This is a genomic window from Mangrovimicrobium sediminis (assembly GCF_004745945.1).
Classification (GTDB): Bacteria; Pseudomonadota; Gammaproteobacteria; order Pseudomonadales; family Halieaceae; genus Mangrovimicrobium; species Mangrovimicrobium sediminis.
Genome location: NZ_SRLE01000013.1, coordinates 59,337 through 72,959, shown reverse-complemented (window position 1 = coordinate 72,959; position 13,623 = coordinate 59,337). Strand labels below are relative to the sequence as shown.

General features: G+C 64.3%; 12 protein-coding genes and 2 tRNA genes. 10 read left to right on the top strand and 4 right to left on the bottom strand.

Annotation, left to right across the window (positions count from 1 at the left end):
• Position 1: 1 nt before the first annotated feature.
• Positions 2-1,099 carry a peptide chain release factor 1 gene (prfA, locus tag E4634_RS17990; protein WP_135446056.1) on the bottom strand — a complete coding sequence of 366 codons (1,098 nt, stop codon included), beginning with the start codon at positions 1,097-1,099 and terminating at the stop codon, positions 2-4.
• Entirely contained in the window at positions 1,096-2,460 is a 1,365-nt protein-coding gene (gene hemA / locus E4634_RS17985; protein WP_135446055.1) for a glutamyl-tRNA reductase, read from the bottom strand. Before hemA ends, prfA begins: the two co-directional genes overlap by 4 nt.
• 211 nt (positions 2,461-2,671) lie before the next feature.
• Between hemA and E4634_RS17980 the strand changes: the two genes are divergently transcribed.
• The 8 genes from E4634_RS17980 (at position 2,672) to ychF (ending at position 9,443) form a co-directional block, all read left to right on the top strand.
• Positions 2,672-4,444, top strand: coding sequence for a tetratricopeptide repeat protein (locus E4634_RS17980; RefSeq protein ID WP_135446054.1), 1,773 nt, complete (start codon positions 2,672-2,674; stop codon positions 4,442-4,444).
• Positions 4,441-5,046: a lipoprotein insertase outer membrane protein LolB gene (lolB, locus tag E4634_RS17975; RefSeq protein ID WP_135446053.1), complete on the top strand. Its 606-nt coding sequence runs from the start codon at positions 4,441-4,443 to the stop codon at positions 5,044-5,046. The genes E4634_RS17980 and lolB overlap by 4 nt, the downstream gene beginning before the upstream one ends.
• A gap of 2 nt (positions 5,047-5,048) precedes the next feature.
• The gene (gene ispE / locus E4634_RS17970; protein ID WP_135446052.1) at positions 5,049-5,885 is read left to right on the top strand and encodes a 4-(cytidine 5'-diphospho)-2-C-methyl-D-erythritol kinase; all 837 of its coding nucleotides are present in this window, start codon (positions 5,049-5,051) and stop codon (positions 5,883-5,885) included.
• A gap of 1 nt (position 5,886) precedes the next feature.
• Positions 5,887-5,961 (top strand) — tRNA-Gln (locus tag E4634_RS17965).
• A 102-nt stretch (positions 5,962-6,063) separates the two neighbouring features.
• Positions 6,064-6,996, top strand: a complete 933-nt coding sequence (locus tag E4634_RS17960) for a ribose-phosphate pyrophosphokinase (protein ID WP_135446138.1) — start codon at positions 6,064-6,066, stop codon at positions 6,994-6,996.
• A gap of 71 nt (positions 6,997-7,067) precedes the next feature.
• On the top strand, positions 7,068-7,712 hold the full coding sequence (locus tag E4634_RS17955) for a 50S ribosomal protein L25/general stress protein Ctc (RefSeq protein WP_135446051.1): 645 nt from the start codon (positions 7,068-7,070) through the stop codon (positions 7,710-7,712).
• Between the two features lie 24 nt (positions 7,713-7,736).
• The gene (pth, locus tag E4634_RS17950; protein ID WP_135446050.1) at positions 7,737-8,324 is read left to right on the top strand and encodes an aminoacyl-tRNA hydrolase; all 588 of its coding nucleotides are present in this window, start codon (positions 7,737-7,739) and stop codon (positions 8,322-8,324) included.
• Between the two features lie 24 nt (positions 8,325-8,348).
• Positions 8,349-9,443 carry a redox-regulated ATPase YchF gene (ychF, locus tag E4634_RS17945; RefSeq protein ID WP_135446049.1) on the top strand — a complete coding sequence of 365 codons (1,095 nt, stop codon included), beginning with the start codon at positions 8,349-8,351 and terminating at the stop codon, positions 9,441-9,443.
• Positions 9,444-9,556: 113 nt separating this feature from the next.
• Here the strand turns inward: ychF and E4634_RS17940 are convergent, their stop codons facing one another.
• Positions 9,557-10,468, bottom strand: coding sequence for a transporter (locus E4634_RS17940; protein WP_135446048.1), 912 nt, complete (start codon positions 10,466-10,468; stop codon positions 9,557-9,559).
• 190 nt (positions 10,469-10,658) lie between these two features.
• On the opposite strand from E4634_RS17940, the gene E4634_RS17935 reads away from it, so the two are divergent.
• Positions 10,659-10,735 (top strand) — tRNA-Met (locus E4634_RS17935).
• A 57-nt stretch (positions 10,736-10,792) separates the two neighbouring features.
• On the opposite strand, the gene E4634_RS17930 is transcribed toward E4634_RS17935, so the two are convergent.
• Positions 10,793-11,404, bottom strand: a complete 612-nt coding sequence (locus E4634_RS17930) for a DUF4136 domain-containing protein (RefSeq protein ID WP_167854972.1) — start codon at positions 11,402-11,404, stop codon at positions 10,793-10,795.
• A 1,061-nt stretch (positions 11,405-12,465) separates the two neighbouring features.
• Here E4634_RS17930 and E4634_RS17925 point away from each other — a divergent pair.
• Positions 12,466-13,614, top strand: coding sequence for an FUSC family protein (locus E4634_RS17925; protein ID WP_135446046.1), 1,149 nt, complete (start codon positions 12,466-12,468; stop codon positions 13,612-13,614).
• The last annotated feature ends 9 nt before the right edge of the window (positions 13,615-13,623 follow it).

Genomic DNA, 13,623 nt, shown 5'->3' with positions numbered 1-13,623 from the left:
GTCAGTGGCTGCCGGCCCCGTCGGCCAGCGCCGCGAGCTGGTCGGCCTGGTATTCCTGCCGCAGCGGGTCGACTACCGCGCCGAGGTCGCCCTCCATGATCTCATCCAGCTTGTACAGGGTGAGGTTGATGCGGTGGTCGGTGAGCCGCCCCTGGGGGAAGTTGTAGGTGCGGATGCGGTCCGAGCGATCGCCGGTGCCGACCAGGTCGCGACGCAGGGAGGCCTGCTCCGCCGCCGCCTTGTCCTGGACGCTGGAGAGCAGTTTGGCCTGCAAAAGTGACATGGCCCGCGCCCGGTTCTTGTGCTGCGAGCGCTCGTCCTGGCACTCCACCACGATGCCAGTGGGCAGGTGGGTCAGGCGCACCGCCGAGTCGGTCTTGTTGACGTGCTGCCCGCCCGCGCCGGAAGCGCGGTAGGTATCGATGCGCAGGTCGGCCTTGTTGATCTCCACCGCATCGACCTCCTCCGCCTCGGGCAGGATGGCCACGGTACAGGCGGAGGTGTGGATACGGCCCTGGGATTCCGTCTCCGGCACGCGCTGTACGCGGTGGGCGCCGGATTCAAACTTCAGGTGGGCGTAGACATCGCGGCCCTCGACCCGGGTGATGATTTCCTTGAAACCGCCGTGCTCGCCCGGGCGCTCGGAGAGCACCTCGATACGCCAGCTCATGCGCTCGGCGTAGCGCGAGTACATGCGGAACAGGTCGCCGGCAAAGATCGCCGCCTCGTCGCCGCCAGTACCGGCGCGGATTTCCAGGAACACGTTGTGCGAGTCGTTGGGATCGCGCGGCAGCAGCAGGGTCTGCAGCTCCACCTCGAGCTGGGCCAGGCGCTCGCTGCCGCTGTCCAGCTCCTCCTGGGCCATCTCGCGCAGCTCCGGGTCGGACTCGCCGAGCATGGCGCGCGCCTCCTCGAGATCGCCCTGCACCTTGCGATAGGCGCCGTAGCACTGCACCACGGACTCCAGCTCGGCGTACTCCCGCGAGAGGTCACGGAAGCGGTCCTGGTCGGCGATGGTCTCGCTGTCCCCGAGCAGGGCCGATACCTCCTCGTGCCGGTCCGTGAGGGTCTCCAGCTTGCTCAGCAAAGAGGCTTTCATTGCAGGGTGTGTCTCGAGTGATCGGTGTCGTCTGCGTTGATATCGATGGCGTCGCGGGACTGTTCTGCGGCCTCGTCGTCGGTTTCGGCCTCGTCACCGGCAATACCCAGCAGCTGCCGGGCCTGTTGCAGCAGATCGCTGCGGCCGTCGGCGCAGGCTTCCTTGAGCCCCGCGGTGGGCGCGTGAATCAGCTTGTTGGTGAGGCCGCGGGCGAGGTAAGTGACCACCTGTTCCGGGTCCTGGCCGCGGGCCAGGTTGCGCAGGGCTTTCTCCAGCTCCTGATCGCGCAGCTGTTCGGCCATGCCGCGGTATTCCTTCACCGCGTCCACCGCGCCCAGGCGACGGCGGTCCTCCATGTACACGCGCACGCCTTCGGCGATGATGTCGTCGGCCTTGCGCGCCTCGTTGCGGCGGCTGCGCATGTTCTGGTCGACGATCTCGCGCAGGTCGTCGACGCTGTACAGGTAGACATCGCGCAATTCGTTGACCTGGGGTTCGATGTCCCGCGGCACGGCGATGTCCACCATCAGTACCGGGCGGTGTTTGCGCGCGCGGATCGCCTGCTCGACGGCGCCCTTGCCGAGAATCGGCAGCTGGCTGGCGGTGGAGGTGATGACGATGTCCGCGGCGGGCAGCTGCTCGGGAATCTCCGACAGCAACACCGCCTCGGCGCCGAAGCGCTCGGCCAGGTCGCGGGCGCGGCCCAGGGTGCGGTTGGCGATGACGATGCGCGTGACGCCGGCATCGATCAGGTGCCGGGCGACCAGTTCGATGGTTTCGCCGGCACCGACCAGCAGCGCGCGGCAGGCGGAGAGGTCCGAGAAGATATGCCCGGCGAGGTCCACCGCCGCATAGGCCACCGACACCGGGTTCTCGCCGATGGCGGTATCCGTGCGCACCCGCTTGGCGATGGAAAAGACCCGCTGGAACAGGCGGCCGAGTTCGCTGCCCACGGCGCCGCACTCGCTGGCGACGGCGAAGGCGGACTTCAGCTGGCCGAAGATCTGCGGCTCGCCGAGCACCATGGAATCCAGCCCGCTGGCCACCTGCACGATGTGCTTGAGCGCCTGCTCGCCCTCGTAGTGGTAGGCGCAGCGCCGCAGCTCGTCTGGGGAGATATGGTGGTAGCCGGCCATCCAGTCGATCAACTGCACGGCTTTTTCCGGCAGCGTCACCTCGCCGGTGGCGAGCGCGTAAATCTCGGTCCGGTTGCAGGTGGAGAGGATGACCACTTCGTCGACACCCGCCGCGTTGCAGCAATCGCCCATCGCCTCGCTCACCTGCTCCGGGGCAAAAGCCACCTTCTCGCGCACCTCGACGGCGGCGGAGTTGTGGTTGATACCCAGGGCTATCAGGTTCATTGTCGGGAGGGCCTCGTCGCTTGCTCGCCTGCGGCGGCCAAAAACCGCGGCACCTTATCACATCCGCTGACATCCGCGAACGATTCGCACAAAATCATCCGCGATTTTAACAAGTTACGCGGCAAATAGCGCGTCCGCGGGCGCAGTGGGTTTCACCTTGCGGTTGTGTCATGATTACGCCCTCACTGTGTATCGGCCATCGCTCCCCGAAATGTTGCGCACGCTTTCCCTGCTGCTGGGCCTCGCCTTTCTCGCCGCCTGCGCGGCGACGCCGGAACAGCCTGTTGCAGCGCAGACCAGTACCGCCGTGGCGGAACCCGCGCCCGAACCCGAGCCCGCCCCGGAGCCCGAGGAACGCCCCTTCCCAGACGACGCCGTCTACCAGTTGCTGGTGGCCGAATTCGCCCTGCGCCGCGGCGCCTACGAGACCGCGCTGCACAATTACATGGAGCAGGCACGCACCCTGCACGACGCCGGGGTCGCCCGCCACACCACGCAGATTGCCCAGCTGCTCGGTGATGACGACGACGCGCTGGAAGCGATCCAGCTGTGGCTGCAGGACGAGCCCGAAAGCCTCGATGCCAACCGCATGGCCGCCAGTTACCTGGTACAGCGCGGCGATGCGCTGGCGGCGCTGCCATACCTGGCGCAGATTGCCCGGCAGGGCGAGCAGGCCAGTTTCCCGGCGCTGCTGCAGGCGTATACCGAAATGCCCGCCGAGCGGCAGGCGCAGTTCGCCGCAGAGCTGGAGACACTGGCAGAAGAGTTTCCGCGCGATACCGGCCTGCTGCTGACCCGGGCCCTGGTGTCCGCCGACGCCGGGCACTATTCCGAGTCGCGGGAAGTGCTCGAGCAACTGTTCGTCCTGGAGCCCGAGCAACAGCAGGCACTGCTGCTGGAGGCGCGCATCAACCTGCAGGAGCAGAAGTCGCGACCCTTCACCCATATCGAGAAGGTGCTCTCCCGCGACCCAGGCAACGACCGCCTGCGCCTGGAGTACGCCCGCCTGCTCACCAACACCGACCTGGTGGCGGCGCGTAAGCAGTTCGAGATTCTCTCGGCCGCCTCGCCGGACGATGCCAACCTGCTGCTCTCCCTCGCCCTGCTCAACCGGGAGACCGGCGACGACCTGATCGCCCGCGCTTACCTCAAGCAGGTTATCGCCACCGGCGAACGCCAGGGCGAGGCGCACTTCTACCTGGGACTTATCGCCGAGGACAACGACGACCTCGACACTGCGCTGGCCGAATACCAGCAGGTGGGCGACGGCCGGCAGTATCTGGCGGCGGCCCAGCGCAGCGGCGAATTACTGCTGGAGCGGGGCCAGCTGGACGCGGCGCAAAACTGGTACGCCGCACAGCGCGCCGCCCTGCCGCAGCGCGCCGAGCAACTGTACGGTGTGGAGGCAGAGGTACTGAAAAACGCCGGCGCCGCCGAGGCCGCCTTCGCCGTGCTCGACGCCGGCATCGAGGCGCACCCCGAATCCAGTGCCCTGCGCTATGCCCGTTCCCTGCTCAGCCAGCAGAACGACGACGTCGAGCGCATGGAGGAGGACCTGCGCGCCATCCTCGCCCGCGACCCCGACAACGCCACCGCACTGAATGCGCTGGGCTACACCCTGGCGGACCGCACCGACCGCCTGGACGAAGCCTACGAGCTGATCACCCGGGCGCTGGCCATCAACCCGGACGAGCCGGCCATCCTCGACAGCATGGGCTGGCTGCTGTACCGCCGCGGCGACATAGCCGGGGCGACCGACTACCTGATGCGCGCCTACGCCGAATTCCCCGACCCGGAAGTCGCCGCCCACCTCGGCGAGGTGCTGTGGGTCAGCGGCGAGCGCACCCGGGCCCGCGAGATCTGGCAGGGCGGATTGCTCGGCAACCCGACCCACCGGGTGCTGCTGCGCACCCTGCAGCGCTTTGGCGTGGACCCCGCCAGCCTGGCGCCCGCCCCGCCCGGAATCGCGCCACCCGGACCATGACCGTGCTGCTGCGCGTCACTGTTCTCGCCGGCCTGCTGGTCCTCGCCGGCTGCGCGGGCACTGGCGGCATCCCCCGCGACAGCGGCGACTGGCAGCAGCGCGAGTCGCAACTGCTGGCACTGACCAGTTGGGAAGCCAGCGGCAAGATCGCCCTGCGCAGCGCACAGCAATCGGACTCCGCCAGCCTGCGCTGGCGCCAGGACGGCGAAGCCACCCACCTCGAACTGAGCGGGCCGCTGGGCATGGCGGCCACTACCGTGGACAGCGACGGCGAGTTCATTACCCTGAGGCGCGGCGACGAGGTCCGGCACTGGGCGCTGGACGACCCGGCGCTGGGCGAGGCCAACCAGTGGGACCTGCCCCTGGCCGCCCTGCACTACTGGCTGAAAGGCGTACCGGCACCCGGCATCGCCGTGCAGGCGCTGCAACTGGACCCCGCCACCGGCCTGCCCCAACGCCTGGAGCAACAGGGCTGGCAGGTGGACTACGACAGTTTCGGCGGCTTCGGCGAGTACCAGTTACCCACCCGCCTGCAGGTGCAGCGCGCCGATACCCGCGCGCGCATCCTGCTGCGCCAGTGGCAACCGGGCGGCGGTTCCTGAGTATGCAGCTGCAACTCTCCGCGCCGGCCAAGCTGAACCTGTTCCTGCATATCACCGGGCAACGCGAGGACGGTTACCACGAACTGCAGACCCTGTTCCGCCTGCTCGACTACGGCGACACCCTGGGCTTCACCGCCAACCGCAGCGGCGAGATTCGACTCAGTGGATCGCCGGCGGACATCCCGCCGCAGGACAACCTGGTGGTGCGCGCCGCGCGCCTTCTGCAACGGGATGATTTCGGTGTGGACATCCATCTCGATAAACGCATCCCCGCCGGCGGCGGCCTCGGCGGCGGCAGCTCCGATGCCGCGACCACGCTGCTCGGCCTGAACCACCTGTGGCAGCTGGGTCTGTCCAGCGAGCAACTCCAGGCCATCGGCGCACAACTGGGGGCCGACATCCCGGTGTTCGTGGCCGGTCACACGGCCTGGGCGGAGGGTATCGGCGAGCGGCTTACCGCGGTGGAATTGCCCGAGGCGTGGTACCTGATCATGGCGCCCGACTGCCACGTTTCCACCGCGCAAATTTTTTCCCACCGGCAATTGACACGCAACACCGGTGCCATCACAATAGCCGCCTTTTTCGAGGGGCACACCCGGAACGACTGCCAGTCGCTGGTGCGAGAACTCCACCCGGAGGTCGATAACGCACTGAATTGGCTGGGAAATTTCGGGGACGCAAGGTTGACCGGTACAGGCGCCTGCGTGTTCTGCGAATTCCCTGGTGAGGCACAGGCGCGCGCGGTTCTCGCGCGGCTGCCACAGGGGGCCAAGGGCTTCGTCGCCCGCGGCCTGAACGCGTCGCCAGTGATACGGGAGCTGTCCTCCTACAAGCATTGATTGGGGTGTCGCCAAGCGGCAAGGCACCGGGTTTTGATCCCGGCATTCGTAGGTTCGAATCCTACCACCCCAGCCATATTCGCGATGCCATGCATCCTGCGGTGTGTGGCATTATTTTTATGTGCGGTGAATAACCACAAGCCACAGTGAGGGGTAGCGCGACGTGTCCTCGAAAATGATGGTGTTCTCGGGTAACGCCAACCCGGAGCTGGCACAGAAGGTCGCCGCCCGGCTGTACCTGTCCCTGGGCAATGCCGATGTCGGCAAGTTCAGCGACGGCGAGATCTCAGTTGAACTCAACGAAAACGTCCGCGGCAAGGACGTCTTCGTGCTGCAGTCCACCTGTGCACCCACCAACGACAACCTGATGGAATTGTTGGTGATGATCGACGCGCTGCGCCGCGCCTCCGCCGATCGCATCACCGCCGTGGTGCCCTACTTCGGCTACGCGCGCCAGGATCGCCGGGTACGTTCAGCGCGGGTGCCGATCACCGCGCGGGTCGTCGCGGACATGCTCGCGGCGGTCGGTGTCGACCGCCTGCTGACCATGGACCTGCACGCGGAACAGATCCAGGGCTTCTTCTCCTGCCCGGTGGACAACGTCTACGCGTCGCCGATCCTGAACGACGACATCGTGGCGCAGCAGTACGAGAACCAGATTGTGGTCTCGCCCGATATCGGCGGTGTGGTGCGCGCCCGCGCCATCGCCAAGCAGCTGGACGAGGCGGAACTGGCGATCATCGACAAGCGCCGCCCGCGCGCCAACGAGGCGCAGGTGATGAATGTGATCGGCGACGTCGACGGCCGCACCTGCCTGCTGGTGGACGACCTCGTCGATACCGCCGGCACCCTGTGCCAGGCGGCCAACGCGCTCAAGGAGCGCGGCGCCATGAAGGTCGTCGCCTACTGCACCCACGCGGTGCTCTCGGGCAAGGCCCTGGAAAATCTCAATGGCTCCCGGCTCGATGAGCTGGTGGTCACAGATACGATTCCCCTGAACGCCCAGGCGCAGGGCATGGACAAGATCCGCCAGCTCACCACGGCGGACCTGCTGGCCGAGTCCATGCGCCGGGTGGCCAACGAGGAATCGATTAGCGCGCTGTTCCAGTAGGAGCGGCGTTTTACTGAACCCACCGCCGCGCCGGTCGCAAGCGCTGCGGTGTTGATCAAAGGAGTTTGACCATGTCAGACCAATTTGAAGTACAAGCGCAACTGCGTGAGGACCTGGGGAAAGGTGCGAGCCGCCGCCTGCGTCGTCATGCCGACCTGGTTCCGGCCATCATCTACGGTGGCGACAAGGAACCGCAACCGCTGACCCTGATCCGCAAGGACCTGGAGAAGTCACTGGAAAACGAGGCGTTTTTCAGCCACGTACTGAGCGTGAATGTCGGCGGCGAAGTGCAAAAGGCCATCCTCAAGGACCTGCAGCGCCATCCCGCCAAAGACAGCGTGATGCACGCGGATTTCCTGCGCGTCTCCGACAAGGTGGCGATCAAGGTACACGTGCCGATCCACTTCACCAATGAAGAAGCCTGCCACGGCGTCAAGATGCAGGGCGGTATCATCCAGCACCTGGAGACCGACATCGAAGTCTCCTGCCTGCCGGGCGACATCCCCGAGTTCATCGAAGTGGATATGCTCGACGTCAAGACCGGTGACATCGTTCACCTGTCCGACATCGCACTGCCCGCGGGCGTCAGCTCAGTGGCCCTGGCCCTGGGCGAAGACCACGACCTGGCGATCTCTTCCGTCATCGCACCCAAAGGTGGCGCTGCCGCCGATGCCGAGGACGAAGACGCCGCCAGCGAAGGCGAAAGCGAGGACTGATCCTCCACACCAGGGGCTCCCGCGTTGCCGGCCATCAAACTGATAGCAGGACTGGGCAACCCCGGTAGCGAATACCGGGGGACCCGACACAACGCGGGGGCCGACTTCGTGGAGGCCCTCGCCGACCGTTGCGGCGGTCGTCTCCAGGAGGAATCCAAGTTTTTCGGCCTCACCGGCCGCGTCACCCTGGCCGGGCACGACCTGCGCCTGCTCATCCCCACCACCTTCATGAACCGTTCCGGCAAAGCCGTGGCGGCGATGGCGACGTTCTACAAGGTGGCCCCGGAGGAAATCCTCGTCGCACACGACGAACTTGATATTCCCGCGGGCAACGCGCGCTTCAAGTCCGGTGGCGGCCACGGCGGCCACAACGGCCTGCGTGACATCGTTCCCGCGCTGGGCAATAACAGTAGCTTCCAGCGCCTGCGCATCGGCATCGGGCACCCCGGCCACGCCTCCAAGGTCACCGGCCACGTACTCGGGCGGCCCACTGCAGCGGAGCGCGAGGCCATCGACGCCAGCATCGACGAGGCGATCGCCGCCCTGCCCCTGCTGCTGGACGGCGACCCCACCCAGGCGATGACACGCCTACACAGTTTCAGCGCGGGCTGACCGCGCCAGTCACAGGACACAGCAATGGGTATCAAATGTGGAATCGTCGGCCTGCCCAACGTCGGCAAGTCGACTCTGTTCAACGCCCTGACCAAGGCGGGTATCGACGCGGAAAACTTCCCCTTCTGCACCATCGAGCCCAACGCCGGTGTGGTGCCGGTGCCCGATCCCCGGCAGTCGAAGATCGCCGAGATCGTCAAACCCCAGCGCGAGATCGCCACCACCATGGAGTTCGTGGATATCGCCGGCCTGGTAGCCGGCGCCTCCAAAGGTGAGGGCCTGGGCAACCAGTTCCTGGCCAATATCCGCGAGACCGACGCCATCGCCCACGTGGTGCGCTGCTTCGAGGATGAGAACGTGATCCACGTGGCCAACAAGGTGGACCCGAAGGCGGACATCGAGGTGATCAACACCGAACTGGCCCTGGCGGACCTGGAAAGCTGCGAGAAGCAGTTGCAGAAGGTCACCCGCACCGCCAAGAGCGGCGACAAGGAAGCCGTGGCCATGAAAGCGCTGCTGGAAAACAAGCTGCTGCCCCAGCTCAACGAGGCGCAGCCGGTGCGCGCGCTGGACCTGGACGACAACGAGAAGGCGCTGGTGAAGCAGCTGTTCCTGCTCACCGTGAAGCCCACTATGTATATCGCCAACGTCAATGAGGACGGCTTCGAGGACAACCCCTTCCTCGACCAGGTGCGCGCCATCGCCGAGGGTGAGAACGCCGTGGTGGTGCCGATCTGCAACAAGCTGGAGTCGGAGATCATCGAGCTGGACGATGACGAGCGCGACGAATTCCTCGCCGACCTCGGCATGGAAGAACCCGGCCTCAACCGGGTGATCCGCGCCGGCTACGAGTTGCTCAACCTGCAGACCTACTTCACCGCCGGCGAGAAGGAAGTGCGCGCCTGGACGGTGAAAGTCGGCGCCACCGCGCCGGAAGCGGCCGGGGTGATCCACACGGACTTCCAGAAAGGCTTTATCCGCGCCGAGGTGATTTCCTACGAGGACTTCATCCAGCACAAGGGCGAACAGGGTGCCAAGGACGCGGGGCGCTGGCGGCTGGAGGGTAAGGACTACATCGTGCAGGATGGCGATGTGATCCATTTCCGTTTCAACGTGTAAGCTCATGGGCGGGCGGTGTCGCTGGCGCGAAGGCCAGCGGCAGCGACAGCCGCTCCCGCGGCGTTGTAGCCAAAGCGACTGCGCGCCCTACCCCCCTTCCCTTGCCAGCGCTTCTACAGCAGCCGCTGGTAGGCCACCTGGTAGATATCGAAGTTCTCGTTGGAATCGTTGACCGACCCCTGGGTGTAACTCACCTTCAGGGCATGCCGGCCGGCGAAGGGAAACGTGAACGTTGCGCCCAACCGCGAATCCCGCTGCAGGTCGTCGAGCTTGTTATCGTTCACCGTGCTGCGCCCGCCGCGATAGGCATTGAAATCCAGCGAACCCCAGAAGCCCGGCGCAAAACGCCGTATCAGGTGTGCCTGGGCCGCGATGATCGGCTCCTGTTCGCGGGTCACGCCGAGAAAATCGTCGTTGTCCTCGAAGAACCAGGCACCCAGTTCGAACTCCAGCAGCCAGCGCCGGTGCAGCGGCTGGATGTAGCCGACCTCCGCTTTCATCGCCCAGCGGTTGGTGCCGACATTGATCAGGCGGTCGCTGTCGTAGCGCCCGCTCGGTGTCACTACCCGCAGGCTGGCGCCGACGATCGGCCGTGGATTGCGGCGCAACTCGGCAAAACCGGCGGCATCCATGCTAGGAGCTCCCAGCAGGTTAACGGACAGGGTCGCCGAGAAGTCGCCCAACCCCTGGTATTCGCGGCGCAGGGTGCCCAGTTCCTGGTGCTCGCCCACAGTCTTGCCACTGGAATAGGGCTGCTGCAAAACCAGGGAGGCAGTGCGCCCCCACAGGTTAAAGGTGCGCAGGTAACCGAGGGTGAATGTAGTGATTTCCGAGTCGATCCCGGCCACCGGCAGCGACGGGTCGGGGACCGTATCACCGCGGGTGTAGGCCCCGCCGATGGTCAGCACCTGGGTGCCTTCCGGGGCAGGCCAGTAGGCGCGAGGGGTCATCTCCTGGGCCGCTGTAGCGACTGCCTGCAACAGCAGGCAGAGCATCGCGGCTGTGCGCAAGAAGCTCGCTGGCATCGTCCTGTTCGCCCCGGTTATCAGTGCTGCATCCCTGTGCGGGAACATAGCCCAGCCGCGGCGTGTAAACCAGTGCCAGAGCACCCCATGCGGGCTTGACTTGACCGGGCAAATTCCGGAAAATGCGCGCCTCTTGAGGACCCGGTGTCCTCGCCGCTGGAGCCCCTGGCTCCACGCAACCACCGAATGTGGCTACGTAGCTCAGCTGGTTAGAGCACAGCATTCATAATGCTGGGGTCGATGGTTCAAGTCCATCCGTAGCTACCACCTCCTCTCGGTGTATTCCGGAAACCTCCCTTACAGATTGCACCGGAGCACCGGCACCTACTGCGCGTTCCCGGAACCTCCCCCGGGCGGAAAATCCGCCAGCATCTCCCGCGAGACGGTGGAGGCGATGCGATTCTTGTCCGCAATGCTCAGGGATTGTTTCAATCTGCCCTCGGCGATACCGCGCCATACGATTTTAGCGCTGTGGCTGTCGATGATATCCAGAACCACGGTACCCTCCTGGTACTCCCTGACGGCAGGACCGCTGCTATACCCGAGGCTGACGCCCGAGCCATAAGTGCCGACGCCAACGGCGCCGTGCATGCCGGCGGAAGGATAGTTGCTGAAGTTGTCGATCTTCATGCGCTCCTGCCTGGAGATGTTGTAGTTCACCCAGAAGTCCGCAGTGTCCGTCGTGCTTTCGCGGAACCCTTTTTGCGCCAGTTCGCGATCGACGTAGGTGCGCACGCGCCGGTCGGAACTGTTGTACTGGCGGTAATCAGCCTCCTTGGAATCGTGGATATCGTCATACCAGCGGTAGGTCTTGTAGCGCGAGAAATCGGTACCGGTGTCGTGATCGATGACATAGGAGGGCTGGTTGCTGCAGGCCGCCAGTCCGAGCAGGGCCAGTAGCGCAACAGCAGTGGTGAAACGTTTGCAGCGGGGCATAAATATCTTCTTTGCTCTCAGGTGAGGATCTGGACAAAGCCGGTGAGCTTCACTCAAATCGGGGGAGTCCAGAGTGTCTCCCATTTTGCGCCCAGGTCACAACATCACGTGGATCACCACCCGTCGCAGCGACAAACCCGGTATGCCGTCTACACCCTCGATGTCGACAACTTCCGGGCTGGCACTCCAATTCAGGGTGATCGTATCCCGCCGTGCTTCTTTCCCAGTCCAGTAGTGCCGTCGGAGGACCCGTTCCCGATACAGCAATCCGAACCAGCTTTCCACGGCGGCGCTGTCATAGCAGGTGCCGGTGTCAAATGACAGTACCCGTGACGAACCCCACACTCCTCAGGCTCCAATTCACTCTAAAGCCAGGGGAAATGGATTTACGGGCCGAAACACGATGCAAATGTGGGAGGCATGGAGTCGACTGTGGGTATAAACCAACCAGACCAGGGTCAGCTAGCCTGACTGGCTCGCCGCAACGAACCCGCGTTTATCGGTCCTTGTTTCCGGACATCAACAGGGTTGCGGCGCCCAACTATCGGAATACGGCTGAGCACAGGTCTTCAGAGGTTCCGGGGCCACGAGTTCACTGCTGCAAGTGCCGTTGATCGCGCCGTTACCCGCGGGGCAAATCGCTTGTTCCGGCACGCGCACAAATAACCTCCAATGCTCATCACAGGATGCCTGGATCAACTGCGCCAGAAAGAAAAGGAAACACCGCCCCCCCACTGCTGGTGCCACCGAGCAAAGCGCCACCTGGAACGTTGCCAGTTTTCGCTGGAGAGTCTTCCAGGCCATAGCCCCTCTGTCTCATCCCTGGTCCTCCGCAGCGGCGAAAGCAGGCAGCTGACCGGCAACACCTCCAGAGCTCGCAGGCCCGGGTTACGGCAATTTATTTTGATTTGACATTCAAACTTTATTGGCGATAATTGTCCCATCCGGTGCAGGGATTCAGTGTCTAGCGCCCCCCACCTAGAAGATGGGTATCGCAGCGCAGCCCTCAGCATCACCCCCATTCTCCCGAACACGGCATTTTTCGAGCCAAGCCAGAAACGATGAGTCAGCCAAACCACACACAACATGCGACAACAGCGGAAAGCGTTGGACTGCTGCGCACAGTCATGCATCTCCTGCATCGCCAGCAGCTTAAAAGCAGTTTGCAATTGCAGCAGCTACCCTTCTTCCGCAATGAGCTTCTGGCCGGCGTGCAAACCGGCCTGACAGTGCTCTTTGCATTGGTCGCGGTGCAGCTGTCACCGTGGCCGCAAATGGTTGGTTTCGCTGGCCTGGGTTCTCTCATCGCCCTGTTTGGTCGCTTTGAATCCCGGTCCGGTCGCAATCGCATGCTGCTGCAGGCCGCTGCGATCCAGACCGGTTCGGTATTGCTGATGTCATCGGCGAAATGGGTGGGCTTGCCACAGCCGGCGCTACTGCTGTTACTCGCCTGTCTGTGTGGCCTGTATCTGTTTATCGCGGTCACTGGTCGCTACGGGCCGCCAGGGCCGCTCATTTTTGTGTTTGCTGCCGGCTCCTGTATCGGTGGCGATGTGACTCAACAGGTCATTGTCGAACGCACTGTGGCGACCGGCGCAGCAGCGCTGCTGGGCTGGTTGATTTGCGTCGCAACCACCTTCTTGCGCCAAACCCCGGGCCCTGACACAAACTTTCCAGAACCCCCGCCAGTTCCTGCGCTCAGCCATCGGCTGATTGCATCAATGCGCACCATTATCAGCACCGCTCTGGCCATGTTTATTGTTCACTACGGCTTTGATGTTCACTACCCGGCCTGGGCAGGTATGGGCGCACTGGCGGTGACTCAGGGAGCCTATTTGCACATCAGTATGAACCGCGCGATGCAGCGCATGGTCGGCACTACCATCGGTGCCATGATGGCCTGGGCTGTATTGCAGTTCGAGCTTGATATCTGGGGCTTGATTGCGGTGATAGCTCTGTTCCAGATCATCACTGAAATTGTGATTGGCAAAAACTACGCACTCGGCCAGATGTTTGTAGCTCCGATGGCATTGCTGATGACTCACCTGGCGGCACCCTGGATCCCAAGTGCCGCCATGGTGCCGGAACGGGTGCTGGATACCGTGATCGGAGCCTGTATCGGCATGGCCGTGGCGGTGGTGCTGTCGAGCATGGATGAACGCCGTTATCTCCACAAACTGCGCCAGCCAGCCAATGAGCACCAGTTGTAAAGGAGCTCC